Annotated in this window: 20 protein-coding genes; 7 read left to right on the top strand and 13 right to left on the bottom strand. The window is 56.0% G+C overall.

Annotated elements, in window-relative coordinates; translation table 11 throughout:
- The first annotated feature begins 3 nt into the window (after positions 1 to 3).
- The 3 genes from ACA373_RS18600 to ACA373_RS18610 all read left to right on the top strand — a co-directional run bounded on the left by ACA373_RS18600 (position 4) and on the right by ACA373_RS18610 (position 1,187).
- Entirely contained in the window at positions 4 to 186 is a 183-nt protein-coding gene (locus tag ACA373_RS18600; RefSeq protein WP_370734941.1) for a hypothetical protein, read from the top strand.
- Between the two features lie 299 nt (positions 187 to 485).
- Complete coding sequence (locus ACA373_RS18605; RefSeq protein WP_370734942.1) at positions 486 to 839, top strand: hypothetical protein; 354 nt, start codon at positions 486 to 488, stop codon at positions 837 to 839.
- A gap of 42 nt (positions 840 to 881) precedes the next feature.
- A complete protein-coding gene (locus tag ACA373_RS18610; protein WP_301251854.1) occupies positions 882 to 1,187 on the top strand; it encodes a helix-turn-helix domain-containing protein in 306 nt (101 codons plus the stop codon).
- A gap of 170 nt (positions 1,188 to 1,357) precedes the next feature.
- On the opposite strand, the gene malQ is transcribed toward ACA373_RS18610, so the two are convergent.
- The 5 genes from malQ to glpE all read right to left on the bottom strand — a co-directional run bounded on the left by malQ (position 1,358) and on the right by glpE (position 7,965).
- Positions 1,358 to 3,436: a 4-alpha-glucanotransferase gene (malQ, locus tag ACA373_RS18615; protein WP_370734943.1), complete on the bottom strand. Its 2,079-nt coding sequence runs from the start codon at positions 3,434 to 3,436 to the stop codon at positions 1,358 to 1,360.
- Positions 3,429 to 5,849: a maltodextrin phosphorylase gene (gene malP / locus ACA373_RS18620; protein ID WP_370734944.1), complete on the bottom strand. Its 2,421-nt coding sequence runs from the start codon at positions 5,847 to 5,849 to the stop codon at positions 3,429 to 3,431. The genes malQ and malP overlap by 8 nt, the downstream gene beginning before the upstream one ends.
- 147 nt (positions 5,850 to 5,996) lie before the next feature.
- On the bottom strand, positions 5,997 to 6,755 hold the full coding sequence (locus ACA373_RS18625; RefSeq protein WP_253457578.1) for a DeoR/GlpR family transcriptional regulator: 759 nt from the start codon (positions 6,753 to 6,755) through the stop codon (positions 5,997 to 5,999).
- Between the two features lie 19 nt (positions 6,756 to 6,774).
- On the bottom strand, positions 6,775 to 7,587 hold the full coding sequence (glpG, locus tag ACA373_RS18630; RefSeq protein WP_253461197.1) for a rhomboid family intramembrane serine protease GlpG: 813 nt from the start codon (positions 7,585 to 7,587) through the stop codon (positions 6,775 to 6,777).
- Positions 7,588 to 7,635: 48 nt separating this feature from the next.
- Positions 7,636 to 7,965, bottom strand: a complete 330-nt coding sequence (gene glpE, locus ACA373_RS18635) for a thiosulfate sulfurtransferase GlpE (protein WP_253457575.1) — start codon at positions 7,963 to 7,965, stop codon at positions 7,636 to 7,638.
- A 226-nt stretch (positions 7,966 to 8,191) separates the two neighbouring features.
- Between glpE and glpD the strand changes: the two genes are divergently transcribed.
- Entirely contained in the window at positions 8,192 to 9,700 is a 1,509-nt protein-coding gene (gene glpD / locus ACA373_RS18640) for a glycerol-3-phosphate dehydrogenase (RefSeq protein WP_370734945.1), read from the top strand.
- A gap of 55 nt (positions 9,701 to 9,755) precedes the next feature.
- Here the strand turns inward: glpD and ACA373_RS18645 are convergent, their stop codons facing one another.
- The 7 genes from ACA373_RS18645 to glgB all read right to left on the bottom strand — a co-directional run bounded on the left by ACA373_RS18645 (position 9,756) and on the right by glgB (position 20,200).
- The gene (locus ACA373_RS18645; protein ID WP_370734946.1) at positions 9,756 to 10,121 is read right to left on the bottom strand and encodes a hypothetical protein; all 366 of its coding nucleotides are present in this window, start codon (positions 10,119 to 10,121) and stop codon (positions 9,756 to 9,758) included.
- Between the two features lie 14 nt (positions 10,122 to 10,135).
- A complete protein-coding gene (locus ACA373_RS18650; RefSeq protein WP_253457568.1) occupies positions 10,136 to 10,411 on the bottom strand; it encodes a hypothetical protein in 276 nt (91 codons plus the stop codon).
- A 342-nt stretch (positions 10,412 to 10,753) separates the two neighbouring features.
- Positions 10,754 to 13,201 (bottom strand): glycogen phosphorylase, encoded by a 2,448-nt coding sequence (glgP, locus tag ACA373_RS18655; protein WP_253457565.1) that lies wholly within the window; start codon positions 13,199 to 13,201, stop codon positions 10,754 to 10,756.
- A gap of 19 nt (positions 13,202 to 13,220) precedes the next feature.
- A complete protein-coding gene (gene glgA, locus ACA373_RS18660; protein WP_125289905.1) occupies positions 13,221 to 14,654 on the bottom strand; it encodes a glycogen synthase GlgA in 1,434 nt (477 codons plus the stop codon).
- Between the two features lie 75 nt (positions 14,655 to 14,729).
- A complete protein-coding gene (glgC, locus tag ACA373_RS18665) occupies positions 14,730 to 16,019 on the bottom strand; it encodes a glucose-1-phosphate adenylyltransferase (protein WP_253457562.1) in 1,290 nt (429 codons plus the stop codon).
- Positions 16,020 to 16,031: 12 nt separating this feature from the next.
- Positions 16,032 to 18,017, bottom strand: coding sequence for a glycogen debranching protein GlgX (glgX, locus tag ACA373_RS18670; RefSeq protein ID WP_370734947.1), 1,986 nt, complete (start codon positions 18,015 to 18,017; stop codon positions 16,032 to 16,034).
- On the bottom strand, positions 18,014 to 20,200 hold the full coding sequence (gene glgB, locus ACA373_RS18675) for a 1,4-alpha-glucan branching enzyme (protein WP_253457556.1): 2,187 nt from the start codon (positions 20,198 to 20,200) through the stop codon (positions 18,014 to 18,016). The genes glgX and glgB overlap by 4 nt, the downstream gene beginning before the upstream one ends.
- Positions 20,201 to 20,585: 385 nt before the next feature.
- On the opposite strand from glgB, the gene ACA373_RS18680 reads away from it, so the two are divergent.
- A complete protein-coding gene (locus ACA373_RS18680; RefSeq protein ID WP_253457553.1) occupies positions 20,586 to 20,762 on the top strand; it encodes a hypothetical protein in 177 nt (58 codons plus the stop codon).
- Here ACA373_RS18680 and asd read toward each other — a convergent pair.
- The gene (asd, locus tag ACA373_RS18685) at positions 20,742 to 21,851 is read right to left on the bottom strand and encodes an aspartate-semialdehyde dehydrogenase (protein ID WP_253457550.1); all 1,110 of its coding nucleotides are present in this window, start codon (positions 21,849 to 21,851) and stop codon (positions 20,742 to 20,744) included. The genes ACA373_RS18680 and asd overlap by 21 nt on opposite strands.
- A gap of 241 nt (positions 21,852 to 22,092) precedes the next feature.
- Here asd and ACA373_RS18690 point away from each other — a divergent pair, with 241 nt between their 5' ends.
- The gene (locus tag ACA373_RS18690) at positions 22,093 to 22,686 is read left to right on the top strand and encodes a YhgN family NAAT transporter (protein ID WP_125289910.1); all 594 of its coding nucleotides are present in this window, start codon (positions 22,093 to 22,095) and stop codon (positions 22,684 to 22,686) included.
- A 190-nt stretch (positions 22,687 to 22,876) separates the two neighbouring features.
- Positions 22,877 to 23,356, top strand: a complete 480-nt coding sequence (locus ACA373_RS18695) for a hypothetical protein (protein ID WP_253457548.1) — start codon at positions 22,877 to 22,879, stop codon at positions 23,354 to 23,356.
- Positions 23,357 to 23,499 lie beyond the last annotated feature (143 nt).

Consider the following 23,499-nt stretch of genomic DNA (forward strand, 5'->3'; position numbering starts at 1 on the left):
GATATGGGTGACAAAACCAAAATTGAAGTATCCATCAGCCTGCAAAAAGCAGGTATCGAAAGGGAAAAGGCAGAAGCAATCTCAAAAGGCGCTGGTTTAAAAGGCTGTTCAGCTTACAATTTCGTGATAAAAAACAGAAGTGCAATTAGCGTTATAACAGAAAAAAAAGCAGGTAGAACTTTTTAAAAATACTTATGAAGAATTGAAAAGAGATGTTGAGCGGATTTGTAAGGACAGGTTTACTATTACTAAATATCATCCAGATCCTGGTATATCACCCACGTTGGCATGGAGCAGGATCCCGGAAAAGATAAAAGATATTCTTATAGATTTACGTTACCGTGGGGACTATAACCTGAAAACCAGAAAGCATCTACAACGGCTGGCGTATACAGGCGATATGAAAGGCTTCGGGCGCGTCATTGCAGACGAAACCCTTTGGCATAATGTCCCTAAAGACAGATTCAACAGAAGGGTCAGTTTCTATGAAAATAACTAACAAAATCCTGTTTCTCTCTGTTTTTTCTTTCAATGTAAATGCTGCTTTTACCGAGGCAGAAATAAAACAGCTTGAAGAGATAAATAAAAGCTCGGTGGTAAAAAAAGAACGAGCGAAAGCGGCTCTTGGCGCGACGACAGAAAAAACAATAGCGCACTTTCCAGAGCAGAGCGCCAGTATAACGGCGCTGAAAAAATCGTGGGAAGAGACAATCAAAAAGAAATGTCGGTTACTGACATCCGCATCCAGAAACAGCGATGCAGAAATAGCCGCTGAAAACCTGTGTCTGGCAGAGGAATATGCCAAAGCAGCAACATTCTTTGATGAACTAAATTATTGAGGCGTTCAGCCGACACCTGGCCGAAATGGAGAGGAAAGAAAAATGACTAATTTGAATGATTTCCTGAAAGCTGAATTTTCAGAGGCCGAGCGCACAGAGATTGAACGGATGGCTGACGAGCTGATTCTGGAAACCGGCCTGCAGCTACTGCGGGAAGAACTGGCGCTGTCTCAAAAAATCGTTGCTGAAGCTATGGGCGTGAAACAACCGCGTATCACACAGATTGAACAAAGCGGAGCCGATCGGCGCCTGATTACTATCAAGCGTTATATCGAGGCTATGGGCGGAAAACTCAGCCTGCTAATCGAAATGCCCGGCGAATTGGGCAGCCGTACCCTGCGGGTTTAAGGATGCTGCCGCTGGCACAGGCCGATCGGACGGCATCCGTGCCAGCGCGCGAAGCGCTCTCCGCTCTCTGCACTTGCTTCCCGTCCCTCCGTTGCCGGTTCAGCGCAGCGCCTTCTTCCTTCTATGCTTGCTTCCCGTCCCTCTGCCGCTGGTTCAGCGCGTCCCTGCTTTTACGCTTTCTTCCCAACCCTGCGCCACCGGTCCACATCCTTCAGCAGCAGATTGACCTGCTTGTCGGCAAAGGTTTCTGTCACCGTTTTGCTGAGCTTACGACGCCAGTTGGGATACTGATCCGTGGTGCCCGGCACGTTAACCGGCTTGTCCATATCCAGCAGATCTTCCGGCTGAAGCCCCAGCAGTGCGCTGTCGGTGTCGGCAAGAAAACGGTGCATTCCCCGACTCAGCTGCGGCGTCATTTTCACCAGGGCGGCCTTTTTGCCGCTGTCTTTCGGCACGCAGCCGTAGCGATGCAGCGCCTCCAGCAGCGCCTGTTTCTGCCGCGCTCTGTCTTCATAAAGACCGCGCAGCACCACCTTATCGGGATACAGACCCAGCTTCTCGCCCATCTCCAGATCGACGGCGCTCCAGAAGCCGCGCAGCGTCGGCAGGTCGTGCGTGGTGGCGCTCGCCATGGCCTGACGCGCCCACTTGTCCGGCGCGCGATAGCGATCGGGCTTTTCCTGCTCGAAATAGAGCACTTTCCAGGAGTAGATGCCGCTTTGCCGCAGCTTTGAGACGATCTCGACGGGCACCGTCCCCAAATCTTCCCCAATCACCATACATTGGTTACGCTGGCTTTCCAGCGCCAGGATCGCCATCAGATCGTCAACGGGATAGTAGACATAAGCGCCGTAATTGGCGGTTTCACCGTAGGGGATCCACCACAGGCGCAGCAGCGACATCACGTGGTCGATACGCAGCGCGCCGCAGCTCATCATGTTCGCTCTGAGCAGGTCGATAAAAGGCTGGTAGCCGCGCGCGGTCATGATATGCGGATCCATCGGCGGCAGTCCCCAGTTCTGTCCCAGCGGGCCAAGGATATCCGGCGGCGCGCCTACCGATGCATCCATACAGTACAGTTCGCGATCGCACCAGGTTTCCGCGCCGCCTTCCGCCACGCCCACCGCTAAATCGCGATAAAGTCCAATCGGCATGGCGTGCTGCTGGCTGACCTGCCAACACTCTTCAAACTGTCGGTTCGCCAGCCATTGCAACCACAGCCAGAAACGCACTTCGTCCTCGTTGTCGCGGCAGAATTGCTGTACGGCTTCGCCATGTGCTTCCCGCAGATTTTCCGGCCACACCGGCCAGCCCCAGGCATCTTTATTTTCGCGCCGCATGGCGCCATGCAACGCGTCGAAAGCGGCCTGCCAGTAAAGGCTTTCACCGCCCTTTTCGATAAAGGCGGTAAAATGCGCCTGGCTGGCATCATCCTGCTGACGCTGGCTGAACCGCTGCCAGGCATAGCGCAGGGCCGTCATTTTCAGCTCCCCTACCGTGTCATAATCTACCCATTCGGCCTCTCTGGCCTGCTGCAGGCGACTCTGGATGGCCTTACCGCGCAGCCAGCGCTGGCCTTCTTTGCTTTCCTGAAATTCCGGGACGGCATTAACGTCGATATAAAGAACGTTGAGCCAGCGCCGCGAAGAGGGGCTATATGGGCTGGCGTTTGCCGGGCTGGCAGGATAAAGCGAGTGGACAGGATTGAGGCCGATAAACGACCCGCCGCGCTCGGCAATTTCGGTCAGCATTTGCTTCAGATCGCCAAAATCGCCAATTCCCCAGTTCTGTTCGGAGCGCAGCGTATAAAGCTGGACGCAGGCGCCCCACAGCTTTTCGCCCTGGCGCAGCGGCTCCGGCTCGTAGCAGCGTTTCGGTGCAATGATAATCCGGCACGGCCAGCTCTTTTTCCCCTGACGCAGGGACAGCGTGTGATAGCCATAGGCCAGCGAGGAAGGCAGCGTGAGGGCTTCTCCGGCATTGATCTCGCCCTGATAGTCACGGCCTTTTTCGCTGGTCAGCTGCCACTGGTAGCTGCCCTTGCCGCCGATTTCCAGCGTCATTGTCCGCTTGCGCAGGAAAACCTTGCACGGCGGGATTGGGCCGGGTTTACTGCGGTTGGTTGACATCGCTGCCAGCAGGCGCTGCCGAATGTCGGGGGAAATCTCTTCCTGCTCGCCTTTGGCGTTGATGTATTGGGCGGCGATACCTGCCGCTGCTGCTGCCTGCTCAAATTTCTTTTTATCCATTGCTGCTCCCTGTACGTTTGGCCTGCCAGATGCGCTGCTGATAGTCATGAATAGAACGGTCGGAGCTGAACATGCCGCAACGCGCGGTATTGAGGATGGTCATCCTTGTCCAGGCTTCCTGGTCAAGATAGTGCTGTTCGGCGCGCTTTTGCGCTTCGCAATAGCTGGCGAAGTCGGCCAGCGCCAGCCAGTAATCACCGCCCTCGCCCAGGCTGTTAAGCAGCGGCGCAAAGGCTTGTTTATCGCCATTGCTGAAGAAGCCGTTCTCCAGCTCTTTCAGAATGGCGTTGAGATGCTTATCTTTTTTACGCAGCTTCAGTGGCGCGTAGCCTTTTTTCCGCAGCGCTTTCACTTCGTCTACCGTGTGGCCGAAAATAAAGATGTTCTCTTCGCCTACCTGCTCTGCAATCTCCACGTTGGCGCCGTCAAGCGTGCCGACGGTCAGTGCGCCGTTTAGCGCCAGCTTCATATTGCCGGTGCCGGAAGCCTCATAGCCCGCCGTAGAAATCTGCTCGGAAATATCCGCGGCCGGGATCATCAGTTCCGCAGCGGTAATGCGATAGTCCGGGATAAACACGACCTTCATTTTGTCGCCGATAAGCGGATCGTTATTGATTTTCTCCGCCACTTTGTTGATGGCATAAATGATATTTTTTGCCAGGTAATAGCCCGGCGCGGCTTTAGCACCGAACAGAAAGACGCGCGGCACCCACGCCATATCGGGATCTTCACGCAGCCTTTTGTAGCAGGAGAGAATATGCAGCAGCCCAAGATGCTGACGCTTGTATTCGTGCAGTCGCTTGATTTGCACATCGAACAGCGCTTCGGGACTGACTTTGATCCCGGTCACGCGGTGAATATAGTCCGCCAGCCGCACCTTATTATCATATTTGATCTGGCGATAGCGCTGGCGGAAAGCCGCATCGTCGGCGAACGCTTCCAGCCCTTGTAACGCCTCCAGATGGTTGACCCACTCCACTTTCAGCGTGTCGTCGAGCAGCGTCGCCAGCTGTGGATTGCATTGCTTAAGCCAGCGGCGCGGCGTAATGCCGTTGGTGACGTTATGGAATTTGGTTGGCCAGAGCCGGTGGTATTCCGGGAAGAGATCCTTAACCACCAGCGCCGAATGCAGCGCCGCCACGCCGTTCACCGCAAAACAGCTGACCACGCACAGGTTCGCCATGCGCAGCTGGTTGTCATGCAGCAGCGCCAGCTTTGCCCAAACCGCCTCGTCGCCCGGCCAGACTTTATCGACCTGCTTTTTAAAGCGCCTGTCGATCTCTTTGATAATCATAAAGTGGCGCGGCAGCAGCGCCCGCACCAGCCGCTGATCCCAACATTCCAGCGCTTCCGGCATCAGCGTGTGGTTGGTATAGGCGAAAGTTTTACTGACGATGCCCCAGGCGTCGTCCCACGCCAGCTGGTGCTCGTCCAGCAGCACGCGCAGCATCTCCGGAATGGCAATAGTGGGATGGGTATCGTTAAGCTGGATCACTTCGTAGTCAGGCAGTTCGGCAATATGGCGTCCGGCAAGATGATGGCGGCGCAGAATATCCGCCACCGAGCAGGCGCACTGAAAATATTGCTGCATCAGACGCAGGCGCTTGCCTTCCTGATGGTTGTCGTTGGGATAAAGCACCTTGGTCAGCTTTGCCGCCTCGATGCCCTGCTGCTCCGCCTGAAGAAATTTGCCGTCGTTAAACAGCGTCAAATCGAAAGGATGCGCGTGGCTGGCCTGCCAGAGCCGCAGCGGCTGCGTTACGCCGTTGCGGTAGCCGACCACCGGCAGATCCCAGGCCTCGCCGCGCAGCATAAAAGCGGGCTGCCAGTCGACGCTGCCCTCGTTGTTTTTGGTGACTTTCCCGCCGAAACCGACGTTAACATCCAGCGCGCTATTGTGGCGAAACCACGGATAACGCTCGCGATGCCAGTCGTCCGGCGCCTCGATCTGGCGGCCATCGTCAAAGGACTGGCGAAACAGGCCGTACTGGTAGTTCAGCCCGTAGCCGGTGGCGGACTGCCCGACCGTCGCCATTGAATCCAGATAACAGGCGGCCAGCCGTCCCAGCCCGCCGTTGCCCAGAGCCGGATCGACCTCTTCCTCCAGCAGCTCGCTCAGGCTGCACTGGTGAGCGGCCAGCGCCGCTTTTACCTCGTCATACCATCCCAGGTTCAGCAGCGTGTTGCCGGTCAGCCTGCCAATCAGAAATTCCATGGAAATATAGTTTACGTGGCGCTGCTGCTTTGCCGGCTTTGCGGGCGCGGCAGCGGCCAACATCTCGGCCAGCGCGCCGCTGAGCGCCTGCCACCACTGGTGAGACGTCATTTCATCTGCTGAAGAAAGGCCGGTGCGCTGCCACTGGCGGGCCAACGCCGCCTCGAAACGAGCCTGATTAAATTTCTGCTGCGACATACCGCTTCCTTTTAAAAGAGTAAGAGGAACACTGGCGGAACACATACAGTTAAGACCTGAACAGTAAAAAATGCTCATGCAGGCTGATGATAAAATTAAAAAAGCCATCGACAGGGCGTCGATGGCTGGTTCGCTATCAGGCAGGGTTTAGCACAGTTCCAGATGAACCTCGTGCTGCTCGATGGTTTTCAACACGCCGGGCGGCGGCACCTCATCCGTAAAGAGATAGTCAATCAGGCTCATATTGCCCAGGTTGACCATCGCGTTGCGGCCAAATTTTGAATGGTCGGCCACCAGCATCACGCAGCGCGAGTTTTCGATAATCGCCCGCTTGGTGCGCACCTCGTGATAGTCGAAGTCCAGCAGCGAGCCGTCCATATCAATACCGCTGATGCCCAGGATGCCGTAGTCCAGACGAAACTGAGAAATATAATCCAGCGTCGCCTCGCCCATGATGCCACCGTCACGCGTGCGGACTTCGCCGCCCGCCACAATCAGGCTGAAGTCGGGCTTGCTCATCAGCAGCATCGCCACGTTAAGATTGTTGGTGACAATGCGCAGGTTGTTATGGTTCAGCAGCGCGTGCGCAACGGCTTCCGGCGTGGTGCCGATATCAATAAATAACGAAGCGCCGTCCGGGATCTGGCTGGCCACTCGCTGCGCGATGCGCGCTTTTTCCGCCGACCACATCATTTTACGATCCTGCCAGGCGGTATTTTCCGAACTGGAGGGCAGCGCCGCGCCGCCGTGATGACGCTGGATCTTATTCTGCTCCGCCAGCTCGTTCAGATCGCGACGGATGGTTTGCGGGCTGACGGTAAAGTGATCCACCAGCTCCTCGGTACTGACATAGCCCTGACGACGAACCAGATCGATAATGGCGTCGTGTCGTTGCGTCTGCTTCACAAAGCTCTCCTGTTGCCCGTTATTTTTTTCGGGTGTCTACAAAGGCCATTGCCAGGCCTGTCAGCAGCCCGGTAACGTGAGCGGCGTTGGCGATCGACAGGCCGAACCAGCCCATATAGCCAATCACCAGCCAGACGATGGAAAACGCCATCAGGCCGCGCTCAAGGAAGATACCGCTGGCGGGATCCCGCTCTCCGCGCAGCCAGGCGTAGCCCATCAGCGCGTAAACCACGCCGGAAAGGCCGCCAAACAGCACGCCGCTGAACTTCGCCTGCATCCAGCCGCTGAGCAGCGCGGAGATTAGCATAATCACAAACAGCTTACCGCTGCCCAGCCGTTTTTCTATGGCGCCGCCCAGATACCACCACCAGAGCAAATTAAAGAGGATATGCACCAGTGAAAAATGCAGCAGCGCGTGGCTGAACCAGCGCCACAGCTGAAAATGCTGATCGACATCCGGCCAGGAAAGCCAGCTCAGCACGGTGCCGTCGCCGACAATCTGCATCAGGATAAACACGATGATACAGGCCGCCATTACGATCAAAGTCAGCGGCCCGGCGCGTTCACGAAGGTTAGCCATCAGCGAGGAATGACTATAGGTAATGCCGCTGTTGGTGGTGCCAGAGTGCCAGCTTGCCATCTGATAACGCGGATGATTCGGGTCGCGGATAAACTGATTAAGTTCGTTTTCGACCAGCTCCAGCTGGGCATCGTTATCCAGCCACAGCGTGTAGCGGCTGTCCTGCTCAATCCGCAGCGTGACGCCGCGCGTCGCCATATAATCCACAAAAGCCTGCGCCATGCGCTGGCTGGCAAAATCGGTAATGCGCATCATCGCCGGTAAAGTCCCTGTTGCTGAAAAATGGTTTCCTGTCTGCGGTTAGTCCGCGGCGGAATCAACCTGCTGTGGAAAAGCGGCGCGCCAGGCGTCGAAACCGCCATCAATACTGTAGGCCGCTTTGAAGCCCTGCGTCAGCAGATACTGCGCCGCGCCCTTGCTGCTGTTGCCGTGGTAGCACATCACCAGTACCGGCACAGAGAGATCGCTCTGCTGGATAAAGGTGCTGAGCGTGGTGTTAGTCAGGTGGAAAGCGCCGCTGGCGTGTCCGATAGCGTAGCTTTGCGGATCGCGGATATCGACCAGCAGGGCGTTGTCCTGGGTCAGCAAAGCCTGCGCCTGCTGCACGTTGATGCACTCAAATTGTTCCATGATCGATTCTCGAATAATGACAAGCGGCCGCTATTGTATCGCGAACAAAGCCGACAATAACCCAACGAAATGCAGGGCTATACGGCTTTTTCGTGAACAATTCTGTTACCTGCATCACGCATAAATGTTTTTATTCGGTTAAGGCTGGCATCAGTGTCGCTTTGCGATTATTATAATGCTCGAAAACGAACATTTAAGAACTATTCCGAACATCGGAGGAGATGACGTGGAAACCAAAGACTTGATCGTAATCGGCGGCGGTATCAACGGCGCTGGCATTGCAGCAGATGCTGCAGGACGCGGCCTGTCTGTGCTGATGCTGGAAGCGCAAGATTTGGCCTGCGCTACCTCTTCCGCCAGCTCTAAACTGATCCACGGCGGCCTGCGCTACCTGGAACACTACGAATTCCGCCTGGTCAGCGAAGCGCTGGCCGAGCGTGAAGTGCTGCTGAAAATGGCGCCGCATATCGCTTTCCCGATGCGCTTCCGCCTGCCGCACCGCCCGCACCTGCGTCCGGCATGGATGATCCGCGTGGGTCTGTTTATGTACGATCATCTGGGCAAACGCACCAGCCTGCAGGGCAGCAAAGGGTTGCGTTTTGAATCAGACTCGGTGCTGAAGCCGGAAATTACGCGCGGTTTCGAATATTCCGACTGCTGGGTAGACGATGCGCGCCTGGTCGTGCTCAACGCACAGGAAGTGGAAAAGCGCGGCGGCGAAGTCCGTACCCGCACCCGCGTCACTCGCGCCTGGCGTGAGAACGACATGTGGACGGTAGAAGCGGAAGATATCGATACCGGCAAAACCCACACGTGGCAGGCTAAAGGCCTGGTCAACGCGGCTGGCCCCTGGGTGAAGCAGCTGTTTGACGACGGCCTCCAGCTGAAATCACCTTACGGTATTCGCCTGATCAAAGGCAGCCATATCGTGGTGCCGCGCGTGCATACGCAAAAGCAGGCTTATATCCTGCAAAACGAAGACAACCGTATCGTTTTTGTGATCCCGTGGATGGATGAGTTTTCCATTATCGGTACCACCGACGTGGAGTACAAAGGCGATCCGAAAAACGTGCATATCGACGAGAAAGAGACCGAGTATCTGCTGAAAGTGTTTAACAACCACTTTAAGAAGACGCTGAGCAAGGAAGATATCGTCTGGTCTTATTCCGGCGTGCGCCCGCTGTGCGATGACGAATCCGATTCGCCGCAGGCCATCACCCGCGACTACACGCTGGACGTGCGTGACGATAACGGTAAGGCGCCGCTGCTGTCGGTCTTCGGCGGCAAGCTGACCACCTACCGCAAGCTGGCTGAGCATGCGATGGAAAAGCTGTCTAAGTATTATCCGAAAGCCGGCCCGGCCTGGACGCGCAGCTGCGTGCTGCCCGGCGGCGATATCGCCGGCACGCGTGAGGATTACGCCGCCAGCCTGCGTCGCCGCTATCCGTTTATTACCGAAGCGATGGCTCGCCACTATGCCCGTACCTACGGCAGCAACACCGAGCTGTTCCTGAAACCGGCGAAAAGCCTGGACGATCTGGGCGAACGCTTTGGCCACCACTTCTACGAAGCGGAGCTGCGTTATCTGGTCGAGAAGGAATGGGTGCGCGAGCAGGACGATGCGCTGTGGCGCCGTACCAAAATGGGCATGTTCCTGAACGAGCAGGAGCGCGCACGCGTCGGTGAATGGCTGGCCCAGCACGGTAAAAAACCGGTTTTATCGCTGGCCTCATAAGGGCTGACGGCTAAAGCGGTAACACAGAGGGCGGAATTGATTTCCGCCCTTTTTGTCAGAGCGGCTGGTTTATTAACAATCGATAAAGCGCATCAGTGTGATTCTGGCGTGGACTGGCATAATAAAGGACGGCGATATCATCAGTATCGTGATCAAAAAAACACAGATAATCCCGTTTTGCATCGTAGTAGCGTTTAACTTTTATACCGCGATTAGCCATATCGGTATCGTAAGCCCATTCCAGCCTCTCATTGCTAATCTGTTCAAGGCTATTTAGCATCAAATTTTCAACAAATGCCTGGGCCGCTTCTTCGCTTTCAGCATAGGGCATACCCGCGCGTATTGACGCTTCGCGCTTACAAAATTTAATTTCCTGTAGCGACCTAACCGCAGTTTCGGCTAAGTAAACCTCCTTGTTCATAACAGCCTCGCGAATTATCCTTTTATTTCACGCAATTTTTTTAACGCCTCTTCCGGCGTCATCTTGCGTCCCTGAGTAATGTCATTTTTTCCGCGCATTAAAATTTTGCCTAAAGCATTAAGCTCACGCTCTTTAGCGATGGCGGCAAGCTCTGCTTCACGTTCGTCGGCGGGCTGAACGAAGAGTCCGGTCGCGCCATTTTGGGTAATATAGACACCACCTTTAAATTGCTGCGGATCGCCTAATTTCTCCCGTGCCACCTTTTCAGAAAGAGTAATTTTACTCGGCATGTTCGACATCCTTTGCTGATGGTAAAGTGAGCAAATTATATCGCAGCGGGCCGTGAAATGTACAAATTTAAACTCAGGTTGAAGGCTCAGAACGGACCTTTAGCGCTACAGGCGGATCGCCGTGGTCACCCCTCCTTCACCAGCAAGTTACGGATAATGCAATGGCAGCCAGCTCCTGAAATGAAGGTGCTCGTGGCGTTCTGTTTGAGGTATTTATTTGCCTGATACAAAAAATAAAATAGTGCCAAAGCGGGGAGAAACTTCTTCAGGCTGACTCTCGCTGCGCTGTATAAAAACACAGCACAGCGAGTCTTCAGGTAAAGCGTTTAATCACGGCAGAGCTTAGAGGCGGATCGGCTTAATGCCCCAAATCTCATCGGCATATTCCTGGATGGTGCGATCCGACGAGAAGTAGCCCATATTGGCGATATTCAGCAGCGTTTTGCGCGTCCATTCCTCCGGATGGCGGTACAGCTCGTCCACCTTGTCCTGGGTATCCACGTAGCTGCGATAGTCCGCCAGCAGCTGATAGTGGTCGCCCAGATTCACCAGCGAATCATAAATATTACGATAGCGGCCAGGCTCCTGCGGGCTGAAGGTGCCGGTAGCGATCTGCGTCAGCGCCTGATGCAGCTCGGCGTCCTGTTCGTAGTATTTACGCGCGTTATAGCCCTGGGCGCGCAGCTCCTCGACCTGCGGCGTGGTGTTGCCGAAGATAAAGATATTCTCTTCGCCGACGTGCTCCAGCATCTCGACGTTGGCGCCGTCCAGCGTCCCGATGGTCAGCGCGCCGTTCAGGGCAAATTTCATATTGCTGGTGCCGGACGCTTCCGTGCCCGCCAGAGAAATCTGCTCGGAAAGGTCGGCCGCCGGGATAATGACCTGGGCCAGGCTGACGCTGTAGTTGGGGATAAACACGACCTTCAGCTTATTTTTCACCTGCGGATCGTTGTTGATCACCTGCGCGACATCGTTGATCAAATGAATAATATGTTTTGCCATGTAGTAGGCCGACGCGGCCTTACCGGCAAAAATATTCACGCGCGGTACCCAGTCGGCATCCGGATCGGCCTTGATCCGGTTGTAGCGGGTGATCACATGCAGCACGTTCAGCAGCTGACGTTTGTACTCGTGGATACGCTTGATCTGCACGTCGAACAATGCGTGAGGATCGATAACGATATCCATTTTCTGGGCGATATGCGCCGCCAGCCGCTTTTTGTTGGTCAGCTTGGAATCGCTGATCCTTTTCAAAAAGCCAGGATAGTCGATATGCTGCTTCAGCTCGTCAAGCTGGCTTAAGTCGGTACGCCAGTTGCGGCCAATGGTGTCGTCCAATACTTCTGAAAGCGAAGGATTGGCCAGCGCCACCCAGCGACGCGGCGTCACGCCGTTGGTTTTATTGCAGAAGCGGCCAGGAAACAGCGCGGCAAAGTCGGCGAACAGCGACTGTACCATCAGGTTAGAGTGCAGTTCGGACACGCCGTTGACCTTGTGGCTGACCACGACCGCCAGCCAGGCCATCCGTACCTGACGACCGTTGTTCTCATCAATGATCGAGATGCGCGACTGCAGATCCCAGTCATCGGGATAGTAGTCCTGAATCGTTTTCAGGAAGTAGTCGTTGATATCGAAAATAATTTGCAGATGGCGCGGCAGGATCCTGCCGATCATATCTACCGGCCAGGTTTCCAGCGCTTCCTGCATCAGCGTATGGTTGGTGTAGGAGAAGACCTGACAGGTCACTTCAAACGCGTCGTCCCAGCTGAACTTATGCTCGTCGATCAGCAAGCGCATCAGCTCCGGGATAGCCAGCACCGGATGGGTATCATTCAGATGGATGGCAATCTTATCCGCCAGGTTATCGAACGTCTGATGCATCACCCAGTGCCGGTTAAGAATATCCTGCACCGTGGCCGACACCAGAAAATATTCCTGGCGTAAACGCAGCTCGCGCCCGGAGTAGGTCGAATCATCCGGGTAAAGCACGCGCGAGACGTTTTCCGAGTGGTTTTTATCTTCCACCGCCGCAAAGTAGTCGCCCTGATTAAATTTCCCCAGGTTGATTTCGTTACTCGCCTGCGCGCCCCACAGGCGCAGCGTGTTGGTGGCGTCGGTATCAAAGCCCGGAATGATCTGATCATAGGCCATCGCCAGCACTTCTTCCGTTTCCAGCCAGCGGGAACGGCTGCCCTCTACCTGAATACGTCCGCCGAAGCGGACTTTGTAGCGGGTATTAAAGCGCTGGAACTCCCACGGGTTGCCGTACTCCAGCCAGTAATCCGGCGATTCCGCCTGGCGACCGTCAACGATATTCTGTTTAAACATGCCGTAATCGTAGCGGATGCCGTAGCCGCGTCCGGGCAGGCCCAGCGTGGCGAGCGAGTCCAGGAAGCAGGCGGCCAGGCGGCCCAGACCGCCATTGCCCAGCCCCGGATCGCTCTCTTCGCCGATCAGATCTTCCAGATCGAAACCCATTTCTTCCAGCGCGGCGCGCGCGTCTTCGTAAATACCCATTGCCAGCAGCGCATTGGAAAGCGTGCGGCCTACCAGGAATTCCATCGACAGATAATAGACCTGACGCACATCCTGCGACAGCTGCGCCCGGTTAAAACGCAGCCAGCGTTCCACCATCCGATCCCGCACCGCCAGCAGCGTGGCGTTCAGCCATTCATGTTTGTTGGCAACGGAAGGATCCTTGCCGATAGTGAACATCAATTTATAGGCGATGGAGTGCTTCAGTGCCTCGACGCTGAGCGTTGGGGCGGTATAGATGAAAGGTGCGTTCATATCAATTTTCCTGGGTTCTTTACAGCAGACGTTGATAGAGATCGCGGTAGGCCACGGCGGCCACCTGCCAGCTAAAATCCATTGCCATTGCCTGACGCTGTACGTAACGCCACAGCGAAGGGCGCGACCAGAGCACAAAGGCGCGGCGAATGGCACGGAGCAACGACCAGGCATTGCTGTCTTCAAAGACGAAACCGCTGGCAATGCCGTCGGCCAGGTTCTCCAGCGAGCTGTCGTTGACCGTATCGGCCAGGCCGCCGGTACGCCGCACCAGCGGCAGCGTGCCGTACTTCAGGCCGTAAAGCTGCGTCAGCCCGCAAGGCTCAAAGCGACTCGGCACCATAATCACGTCGGCGCCGCCCATGATGCGGTGCGAAAAGGCTTCGTGGTAGCCAATCTGCACGCCAACCTGACCCGGATATTCCGCGGCCGCCGCCAGGAAGCCCTGTTGCAGCACCGCGTCGCCCGCGCCCAGCAGCACCAGCTGACCGCCCTGCTCCAGCAGCCCAGGCAGCGCCTCCAGCACCAGATCCAGCCCTTTCTGCTTCGTCAGGCGGCTGACCACGGCAAACACCGGGGCTTTTTCGTCAATTTTCAGCCCCATCGCAATTTGCAGCTGGCGCTTGTTCTCCTGCTTGGCGTCTAACACGTCGCGGTTATAACGCGTGGTCAGCAGCAGATCCTGCTCCGGATCCCAGATCAGCGGATCCACGCCGTTCAGGATGCCGGTCAGCCGCCCTTCCATCTGCCGCTGCTTCAGCAGATCTTCCATACCGTAACCAAATTCCGGCTGGGTGATCTCGCGCGCATAGGTCGGGCTGACCGCCGTAATATGATCGGCATAGAACAGACCAGCTTTGAGGTAGGAGATCTGTCCATAAAATTCCAGGCCGTGCATATTGAAGAAAGACCACGGCAGCTGGATTTCGTCCAGATGATGCGCGTAAAACAGCCCCTGATACGCCAGGTTGTGTACGGTGAACACGGATTTTGCCGGACGGCCTCTGGCGGCCAGATAGGCGCAGGTCAGACCGGCGTGCCAGTCGTGCGCGTGAACCACTTCCGGTCGCCAGAAGGTGTCCAGTCCGCAGGCAATTTCGCAGCCCATCCAGCCCAGCAGCGCAAAACGGAGATAGTTATCCGTATAGGCAAACTGCGATTCATCGTGATACGGACTGCCGGGGCGATCGTACAGTCCCGGCGCGTCGATCAGATAGATGCCTACGCCGTCGTACTGTCCATAAAGCAGCTCGACATAGCCGGCAAAAGTATGCAGTCGGGCGACCACTTCAGTATCCGGTATCCCTTTTTTCAAGTCCGGAAACGCCGGGATCAATACGCGAGTATCAATCCCTTGTGCAATTTGCGCCGCCGGTAATGCTCCCACAACATCAGCAAGCCCGCCCGTTTTCAGCAGCGGGAAAATTTCTGAACAGACATGTAAAACCTGCATTATCGGCTCCTTTACCTTGTTCTGACGCGTTCCTCCGCATCAAATACCTGTGCTTTATTTTTGTACTTTATGCGGTTAACTGCGCCAGCCCAGCTTCGCCAGCATGGAACGCGTCACCAGCACAATGCCTTCTTCCGAGCGGTAAAAACGGCGCGCGTCATCATCCGGATTCTCACCGATTACCGTTCCTTCGGGCAGCACGCACGCACGATCTATAACGCAGCGGCGCAGGCGACAGGAGCGCCCCACTACCACATCCGGCGACAGCACAGAGGATTCGATATTGCAGAAAGAATTGATTCTTACGCGTGAAAACAAAACGGAATTCACTACCACCGAGCCGGAAATAATGCAGCCGCCCGATACCAGTGAATTCATCGTCATTCCATGACTGCCTGACCTGTCCTGCACGAATTTCGCCGGCGGCAGCGGCTCCATATGGGTACGGATAGGCCATTCACGGTCGTACATATCCAGCTCCGGCGTCACCGACGCCAGATCGAGATTGGCTTTCCAGTAAGCTTCCAGCGTGCCGACATCGCGCCAGTAAGGCGGCGCGTCTTTATCGCTTTGCACGCAGGACAGGCTGAAGGAGTGCGCCAGCGCTTCGCCGGTCGCTACGATCTTCGGCAGAATATCTTTGCCGAAGTCATGGTTCGATTCGGGAATTTTCAGATCGTCTTCCAGCAGCTGATAAAGATAGTCGGCGTTAAAGGTATAGATGCCCATGCTCGCCAGCGCCAGGGTATCGTTACCCGGCATCGACGGCGGATCGGCCGGTTTCTCCAGGAAATCGACGACTTTGTTCTGATCGTTGACCGCCATCACGCCGAAGGCGCTGGCCTCTTCAATCGGCACCGGCAGGCAGGCAATGGTGCATTTCGCGCCGTTCTCCACGTGGTCCAGCAGCATGCGCGAGTAGTCCATTTTGTAGATATGGTCGCCGGCCAGGATCACGATATATTTCGCTTCATAGCGCCGAATAATATCCAGATTCTGCGTCACGGCATCCGCCGTGCCCCGATACCAGTGCTCGGTAGTCTGGCGCTGCTGGGCAGGGAGCAGGTCGACGAACTCGTTCATCTCCTCGTTAAAAAGCGACCAGCCTCGCTGGATATGCTGCACCAGCGTGTGCGACTGGTACTGGGTGATCACCGCAATCCGTCGGATCCCGGAGTTCAGGCAGTTTGACAGGGCAAAATCGATAATGCGGAACTTGCCGCCGAAATGGACGGCAGGCTTGGCGCGGTTGGCGGTAAGGTCTTTCAGGCGCGTGCCGCGTCCGCCCGCCAGGATCAGGGCTACAGTTTGCGACGGCAATTGTCTTGCCAACATCAGAGGGTCGTTCTTATCTAAAGTGGCCATGCCTGACTCCTGTTATGGTTGTTCCTGGAACACGCACACACCGTGCGCGGCTCCATGCCAGACAGTTAACAGAATGGGGTTGTTTTCCCCGGCGAAGGGCGGAATGGCGTGCCAGCGCCCTGGTGGCAGCGTGATGTCGCACACTTCTTCGGTGGCGTTCATCACGATCAGCCAATGCTGCGACAGCCGGATCTGCATCCTGCGTTCGCCGTGGTGCCAGGCGTCGGCAGACAGCGGCTGACCGTCCGGCCCAAGCCATTCCACGTTGCCGTCGTCAATCTGCCACCAGCGATCGGCCTGAAGCGCAGGAATGCGTTTGCGCAGGTGGATCAGGGCAGCAGTAAAAGTAAACAGTCCGCTGTTGTTGTTTTCCCAGTCGAGCCAGGTCAGCTCGTTATCCTGACAGTAGGCGTTGTTGTTGCCGTGCTGAGTGTGGCCGTGTTCGTCGCCAGCCAGCAGCATCGGCGTGCCCTGCGAGAGCAGCAGCGTGGTCAATAAGCCGTGTACGCTGCGCAAACGGTGCTCGGCTACCAGCAGCGGCGCGTTCAGCCCTTCGACGCCGTGGTTGTAGCTGTAGTTGCCGTTGTGACCGTCGCGGTTATCTTCGCCGTTGGCCTCGTTGTGTTTTTCGTTAAAGCAGACCAGGTCGGTCAGGGTAAAGCCGTCGTGCGCGGTGATCAGGTTGATGCTGGCCGAAGGCAGTCGCCCTTGCTGGTTAAAGATATCGCTGGAGCCGGCGAAACGTTTGGCGAACTCAGCATTGCTGCTGTCGCCGTTCAGCCAGAAGCGCCGCATCGTGTCGCGGTACTGGTCGTTCCATTCGGCAAACGGCGGCGGAAAGTTGCCGACCTGATAGCCGTCCGGGCCGATATCCCAGGGTTCCGCAATCAGCTTGCATTGAGAGAGCAGCGGATCTTCCTGCATCGCTTCAAAAATAGAGGCGTGCGGATGGTATTCCGGCGTGCGGCCCAGCACCGTCGCCAGGTCAAAGCGGAAGCCGTCGACATGGCAAACCTCAACCCAGTACCGCAGGCACTCCAGCGTCCAGTCCAGCACGTTAGGATGGCTGATGTTGAGTGTGTTGCCGCAGCCGGTCCAGTTTTCATACTTGCCCTGCTCGTCCAGCCAGTAGAAGCTTTTGTTATCCACGCCGCGCTTCGACAGCATCGGCCCGGTTTCATCCAGCTCGGCCGTATGGTTAAACACTACGTCCAGCACCACTTCAATGCCTGCCGCATGCAGCGCTTTCACCGCCTGCTGGAATTCATCACGCGGATGCACGCCGTTCACGCCGGAAGCGTAGCGGGAATCCAGCGCATAAGGCGCCAGCGGGTTGTAGCCCCAATAGTTGGTCAACCCAAGCCGCAGCAGACGCGGCTCGTGCGCGAAGAAGGCGACCGGCAGCAGCTCCAGCGTGGTAATGCCCAGCCGCTTGAAGTAGTCGATCATCACCCGATGGCCCAGCGCGGCATAGGTGCCCTGGATTTCTTTCGGAATACCGGGATGGCGTTTGGTCAGGCCGCGTACGTGAGCCTCGTAAATAACGGTGGAGCCCCACGGCACGCGCGGCGATTTGTCGTCTTCCCAGTCGAAATCATCGGCCACGACCACGCTGCGCGGTGCAACTGCCGCGCTGTCTTTGGTATCCAAAACCTGTGGGCCGCACTGAAAACGAGGATCGTCAGTAACTTCACCGATCACTTCGCGCGCGCAGGGGTCAATCAGCAGCTTGTGTGGGTTGAAGCGATGCCCGGCTTCGGGCTGCCAGGGGCCGTGAACGCGGTAGCCATAAAGCTGGCCTGGTTTGGCGGCGGGCAGATAGCCGTGCCAGATATCGCCGGTGCGGGCGGGCAGCTCCATTCGCGTTTCAATGCCTCGCTCGTCAAACAGGCAAAGCTCTACCCGCTCGGCGTGTTGCGAAAACAGCGTAAAATTTACGCCCTTGCCGTCATAGGTCGCGCCTGTCGGCGTGGATTTACCGGGCTGCAATTGACTCATGAGGCCTCCCTGACCAGCCACACCGTAGCAAGCGGCGGCAAGGTCATACTGATTGAGTGTTCGCGGTTATGGCTCGGAATAGCCTCGCTGCTAATCGATCCCAGATTACCGACATTGCTGCCGTGATAATGCGCGGAATCGGTATTCAACACTTCCTGCCAGCTTCCCGCTTGCGTAACGCCGAAACGGTAGTCGTAGCGCGTAACAGGCGTAAAGTTGCTGACTACAATCAGTTCATTGCCTTCACGATCGCGGCGCACAAAAACAAACACCGAGTTATCAAAATCATCCACGACCAGCCACTCAAAGCCCATCTGGTCAAAATCAAGCTGATACAGCGGCGGATGCTCGCGGTAGGTATGGTTCAGGTCGCGCACCAGGCGCTGCACGCCGTTGTGCCAGTTGTCCTCGCCCTCCAGCAGATGCCAGTCCAGGCTGATATCGTGATTCCACTCTTTGCCCTGCGCGAACTCATTGCCCATAAACAGCAGCTTTTTGCCGGGGAAGCCGTACATCCAGCCGTAGTAGGCGCGCAGATTGGCGAACTTCTGCCAGACGTCGCCGGGCATCCGATCCAGGATAGAACGCTTGCCGTGCACCACTTCATCGTGCGACAGCGGTAGCACGAAATTTTCGGTGGAGTTGTAAAGCATTCCGAAGGTCAGATTGTTGTGGTGATGCTTGCGGTAGAGCGGATCTACCTGCATGTAGTCCAGGGTGTCGTGCATCCAGCCCAGGTTCCACTTGTACCAGAAGCCCAGGCCGCCCGTTTCGGACGGACGCGTGACGCCCGGAAAATCGGTGGACTCTTCCGCCACGGTCACGGTGCCGGGCGCGGCGTTGCCCAGCGTGCGGTTGGTGTAGCGCAGGAAAGCGATAGCTTCCAGGTTTTCCCGGCCGCCAAAATGGTTAGGGATCCATTCGCCTTCCGCCCGGCTGTAGTCGCGATAGATCATGGAGGCAACGGCATCCACGCGCAGGCCGTCGATGCCAAAACGTTCGATCCAGTAGAGCGCGTTGCCGGTCAGATAGTTGCTGACTTCACGACGGCCAAAGTTATAAATCAGCGTGTTCCAGTCCTGATGAAAGCCTTCGCGCGGGTCGCCGTGCTCATACAGCTCGGTGCCGTCAAATTTGGCGAGGCCGAAATCATCGGAAGGAAAATGTCCCGGCACCCAGTCCAGCAGCACGTTCAGGCCGGCCTGATGGGCAACGGCAATAAAGTTACGGAACTCGTCGCGCGTGCCGAAACGGCGCGTTGGCGCATACATGCCGGTAGGCTGATAGCCCCAGCTGCCGTCAAACGGATGCTCGTTGATCGGCATCAGTTCAAGATGGGTAAAGCCCATCTCTTTGGCATAAGGCACCAGCTGCTCGGCCAGCTCTTTGTAGCTCAGCCAGTAGTTGTTATCCGTATGGCGACGCCACGATCCGAGATGCACCTCATAAATAGAGATGGGCGCGTCAAAATCGTTGGCCCGCTGGCGCGCTTCCGACATGGTGGTTTTAGGCGGAATGCCGCAAATCATCGAGGCGCTGTCCGGCCGCATCTGCGCTTCAAAAGCATACGGGTCGGATTTCAGCCGCAGCTGCCCGTTTTTATCGATGATTTCATATTTATAAAGCTGCCCCTGCACGGCGCCGGGCACAAACAGCTCCCAGACGCCACTCTCCTGACGCAGCCGCATAGGATGGCGACGGCCATCCCAGAAGTTAAAATCGCCGACCACGGAGACACGACGGGCATTAGGTGCCCATACGGAAAAGCGGGTGCCGATAACGCCGTCAATCACGTCCGAGTGCGCGCCCATGCTCTCATAGGGACGTAAGTGGGTGCCTTCCGCCAGTAGCCAGCTGTCCAGCTCTTTCAGCAGCGGCCCAAAGCGATAGGCATCATCCACCAGGTTTTGCTGACCGTGCCAGGTGACGGCCAGCTGGTAGCGGAACATATTTTTGCGGCGTGGGATCACGCCTTCGAAAAATCCCCGTGAATCAATACATTCCAGCTGAGCACATTTCCGGCCGGTATTGGTTTCGATTACCCAAACTTCGGTGGCGTCCGGCAACAGGGCGCGCACCGTCAATCCCTTTGGGGTTTGATGCATGCCGAGTAGCGAAAAGGGGTCAGCATAATGACCGGAAATTAACGCATTAATTAACCGGCGATCCGTAAGCTCTGACATGACTGTACCTGTAATGTATGGCAGGCGATCCTTTTTCAGAAAAAAACGAATGCGCTGCTCTTCATTGAGCCAAAAGCACGCTGGCGGGTACGGCCTGACATCCTGTGCAAAAAACCGCCGCAGCGTGCGACAACTTCTGTTGAATACTCAAAACGTGATCGGACGTGGCAGACAGCGCCAAACATCCCGTAATCGGGCGATACAGCTAAGCATAGCCAGGGCGCCAGTAAAGCCAGGGTCGAATGAAGAAAAAATATTGCTTTCAGATCAAACTTTCACAGATTAGTAAGCGGCATGGAAAAGCAGGGAAGCCGGAGCGATAAAATTCCCCTCAGGGAACAAATGCAGTTAAGGCGCACGGTTAACCGCTTTCACCGATCGCGACATGTTGACCGTTGATGAATGTTTAAACAGCGCAACTGTTATCGTTAATGTTGGGAAAGATATGGAAATTAAAAATGGAAAAGTAACCTTCGCGGCACGACAGGCACGACCGCGTGCAGGTGAAAGCGCCCTGCCGTTCTGGCAGGGCGAGGCGGTCTTAATCCACCAGCAGTCGTAGCATCCGGCGCAGCGGCTCGGCGGCCCCCCACAGCAGCTGGTCGCCAACGGTAAAGGCAGAAAGATACTCCGGCCCCATATTCAGCTTGCGCAGACGGCCCACAGGCGTTTTCAGCGTGCCGGTCACCGCCGCTGGCGTCAGCTCGCGCAGGGTCAGCTCACGGTCATTTGGCACCACGGTAGCCCATTCGTTATGGGCAGCCAGCAGCTGTTCGATTTCCGCCAGCGGCACATCCTTTTTCAGCTTCAGCGTAAACGCCTGGCTGTGGCAGCGCAGCGCGCCAACGCGCACGCACAGGCCGTCGACCGGAATAGTGCGCGCCGGCTGCAGGATCTTGTTGGTTTCCGCCTGGCCTTTCCACTCTTCGCGGCTCTGGCCGTTTTCCAGCTGTTTGTCGATCCACGGGATCAGGCTACCCGCCAGCGGTACGCCGAAGTTATCGGTTGGCAGCACGCCGCTGCGGCTCATCTCGGTGACTTTGCGTTCGATATCCAGGATAGCGGAGGCCGGATTTTGCAGCTCTTTCGCCACGCCGTCGTGCAGCATTCCCATCTGTGCCAGCAGCTCACGCATATGCCGCGCGCCGCCGCCGGAAGCCGCCTGGTAGGTCGCCACTGACGCCCACTCCACCAGATCCTGGGCGAACAGGCCGCCCAGCGACATCAGCATCAGACTGACGGTGCAGTTGCCGCCCGCAAAAGTTTTAATGCCTTTGTCCAGACCCTGACGAATAACGTGGTGGTTGACCGGATCCAGGATAATCAGCGCGTCGTCCTGCATACGCAGCGTGGAGGCCGCATCAATCCAGTACCCCTGCCAGCCTGCCGCACGCAGCTTTGGATAAATCTCGGTGGTGTAGTCGCCGCCCTGGCAGGTGATAATGATATCCAGCGCCTTCAGCGCGTCCAGGTCATACGCATTTTGCAGCAGGCCCGGAGACTGACCGCCAAACTGCGGCGCGGCCTGACCATGCTGAGACGTGGAGAAAAATACCGGGCGAATGACGTCAAAGTCGCGCTCTTCCGTCATCCGCTGCATCAGCACGGAACCGACCATGCCGCGCCAACCAATTAAGCCTACTGATTTCATATTGCACCTGTTTCAGGCTGGTTTGCCCGTCTGCGAGTAGCCTTGAGCCGCCCGCTGGCGAAAGGCAAACTGTCTGCGACAAAAACGCCTGACCTGTTAGAGTAAGTGATAAGAAAGAAATATGGCTATCACCTTACAAAATGCAGCAAAAGTGGCAAGTGAATTAATTCGATTAGCGCGGCTTTTTTAGCAGAGCTGCTTATAACGGAAGACCAGCCCCGGTGGAAAGAAGGAGAAACCCATGACAGAGATGATTTCGGTGACCATATTATTGCTGCTTATTATGGATCCGCTGGGCAATTTGCCGATTTTTATGTCGGTTTTAAAGCATCTGGAGCCGAAACGTCGTCGGACGGTGCTGATTAGGGAAATGCTGATCGCGCTGGCGATTATGCTGCTGTTCCTGTTTGCCGGTGAAAAAATTCTCGCGTTTCTGAACCTGCGAACGGAGACCGTCTCGATTTCCGGCGGCATTATCCTGTTTCTGATCGCTATCAAGATGATTTTCCCCTCGCACGAAAGCAACAGCAGTGGCCTACCCGCAGGCGAAGAACCTTTTCTGGTGCCGTTGGCCATTCCGCTGGTGGCTGGCCCTTCGCTGCTGGCGACGCTAATGCTGCTGTCGCATCAGTATCCCAACAACATCGGCTACCTGGCGGGCTCGCTGCTGATCGCCTGGGGCGCTACGGTGGCGATCCTACTCTTTTCGGGGCTGTTTTTACGGCTGCTGGGCGAAAAAGGCGTTAACGCGCTGGAGCGTCTGATGGGCCTGATCCTGATTATGCTGGCCACCCAGATGTTCCTGGACGGGATCCGCGCTTATCTGAAGCTCTGATCGGGACACAACCACTGTATGAAATGTTTTGCCGCTTCTGTCGGGCGGCATTGCGCCTTTACCCCCTGAACAGGGCATCAGTTATTCGGTAGTACAGTAACAAACGCTGTCTGTACTCTCTGAAGGTCTGTATAATTTTCAGGCGAATTTATTAACTGACAGCGGATAAGATAAGTCCAAAGGATTGGCAATGATGAAAATTACGGTACAGCCTTTTAAGCTGCCGATGCGTACCCGAAACGTCTGCTATATCGCTACGGTTGAAAAAAGAGCGGATAAGACAGAGGAATACATTATTGATATAGAACGCCTGCCCAGTCAGTTTCATGAAATTTTCGCAGGTGACTATTCTCCTCACACCCTTCAAAACGATTTTTATCTCTTCAATTTTTACACGTTAGAAGCAGTCATGACCGATTCCCCTCTATTTTCGCCGGGTAAAGAAATGAATTTTTCCTGGCTCGAGCTGAAAGAATTTATGTTAAAAGCAGTGGGCGGAGCAATCACGGATTTTGTTGCTAAATACGCGCCGCAGGCCGTGGTAGCTATTCCCGTCCGGCCCGGGCTTGGCAAGCTATATGACGAAGTACTGAGTGAAAATGAACAAAATTCAGGCTATCATTACGTCTCAAAATACAGGGAATGGGGGATCTATGTCATTGAAACCTGATTGTGAAACCGGGCGTTCAGCACACGGGTTAACTCGTGAAGAGGTAATGCGTATGGCTCGACAGCATAAAACCCAGCGAGCAATCGAACTTTCATCTGCCATTCGTGAAGCTGGCGGGATCGGAAATCTGGGTGCACCGTTGC

Origin of the sequence: Erwinia sp. STN24 (assembly GCF_041320675.1) — a bacterium.
Lineage (GTDB): Bacteria > Pseudomonadota > Gammaproteobacteria > Enterobacterales > Enterobacteriaceae > Erwinia > Erwinia aeris.

Coding starts and splice junctions, on each gene's coding strand:
- ACA373_RS18600 (WP_370734941.1), top strand. CDS start 4: ATGGGTGACAAAACCAAAATTGAAGTATCCATCAGCCTGCAAAAAGCA.
- ACA373_RS18605 (WP_370734942.1), top strand. CDS start 486: ATGAAAATAACTAACAAAATCCTGTTTCTCTCTGTTTTTTCTTTCAAT.
- ACA373_RS18610 (WP_301251854.1), top strand. CDS start 882: ATGACTAATTTGAATGATTTCCTGAAAGCTGAATTTTCAGAGGCCGAG.
- malQ (WP_370734943.1), bottom strand. CDS start 3,436: ATGGATAAAAAGAAATTTGAGCAGGCAGCAGCAGCGGCAGGTATCGCC.
- malP (WP_370734944.1), bottom strand. CDS start 5,849: ATGTCGCAGCAGAAATTTAATCAGGCTCGTTTCGAGGCGGCGTTGGCC.
- glpG (WP_253461197.1), bottom strand. CDS start 7,587: ATGCGCATTACCGATTTTGCCAGCCAGCGCATGGCGCAGGCTTTTGTG.
- glpE (WP_253457575.1), bottom strand. CDS start 7,965: ATGGAACAATTTGAGTGCATCAACGTGCAGCAGGCGCAGGCTTTGCTG.
- ACA373_RS18645 (WP_370734946.1), bottom strand. CDS start 10,121: ATGAACAAGGAGGTTTACTTAGCCGAAACTGCGGTTAGGTCGCTACAG.
- ACA373_RS18650 (WP_253457568.1), bottom strand. CDS start 10,411: ATGCCGAGTAAAATTACTCTTTCTGAAAAGGTGGCACGGGAGAAATTA.
- glgP (WP_253457565.1), bottom strand. CDS start 13,201: ATGAACGCACCTTTCATCTATACCGCCCCAACGCTCAGCGTCGAGGCA.
- glgA (WP_125289905.1), bottom strand. CDS start 14,654: ATGCAGGTTTTACATGTCTGTTCAGAAATTTTCCCGCTGCTGAAAACG.
- glgC (WP_253457562.1), bottom strand. CDS start 16,019: ATGGCCACTTTAGATAAGAACGACCCTCTGATGTTGGCAAGACAATTG.
- glgX (WP_370734947.1), bottom strand. CDS start 18,017: ATGAGTCAATTGCAGCCCGGTAAATCCACGCCGACAGGCGCGACCTAT.
- glgB (WP_253457556.1), bottom strand. CDS start 20,200: ATGTCAGAGCTTACGGATCGCCGGTTAATTAATGCGTTAATTTCCGGT.
- ACA373_RS18680 (WP_253457553.1), top strand. CDS start 20,586: ATGTTGACCGTTGATGAATGTTTAAACAGCGCAACTGTTATCGTTAAT.
- asd (WP_253457550.1), bottom strand. CDS start 21,851: ATGAAATCAGTAGGCTTAATTGGTTGGCGCGGCATGGTCGGTTCCGTG.
- ACA373_RS18690 (WP_125289910.1), top strand. CDS start 22,093: ATGACAGAGATGATTTCGGTGACCATATTATTGCTGCTTATTATGGAT.
- ACA373_RS18695 (WP_253457548.1), top strand. CDS start 22,877: ATGATGAAAATTACGGTACAGCCTTTTAAGCTGCCGATGCGTACCCGA.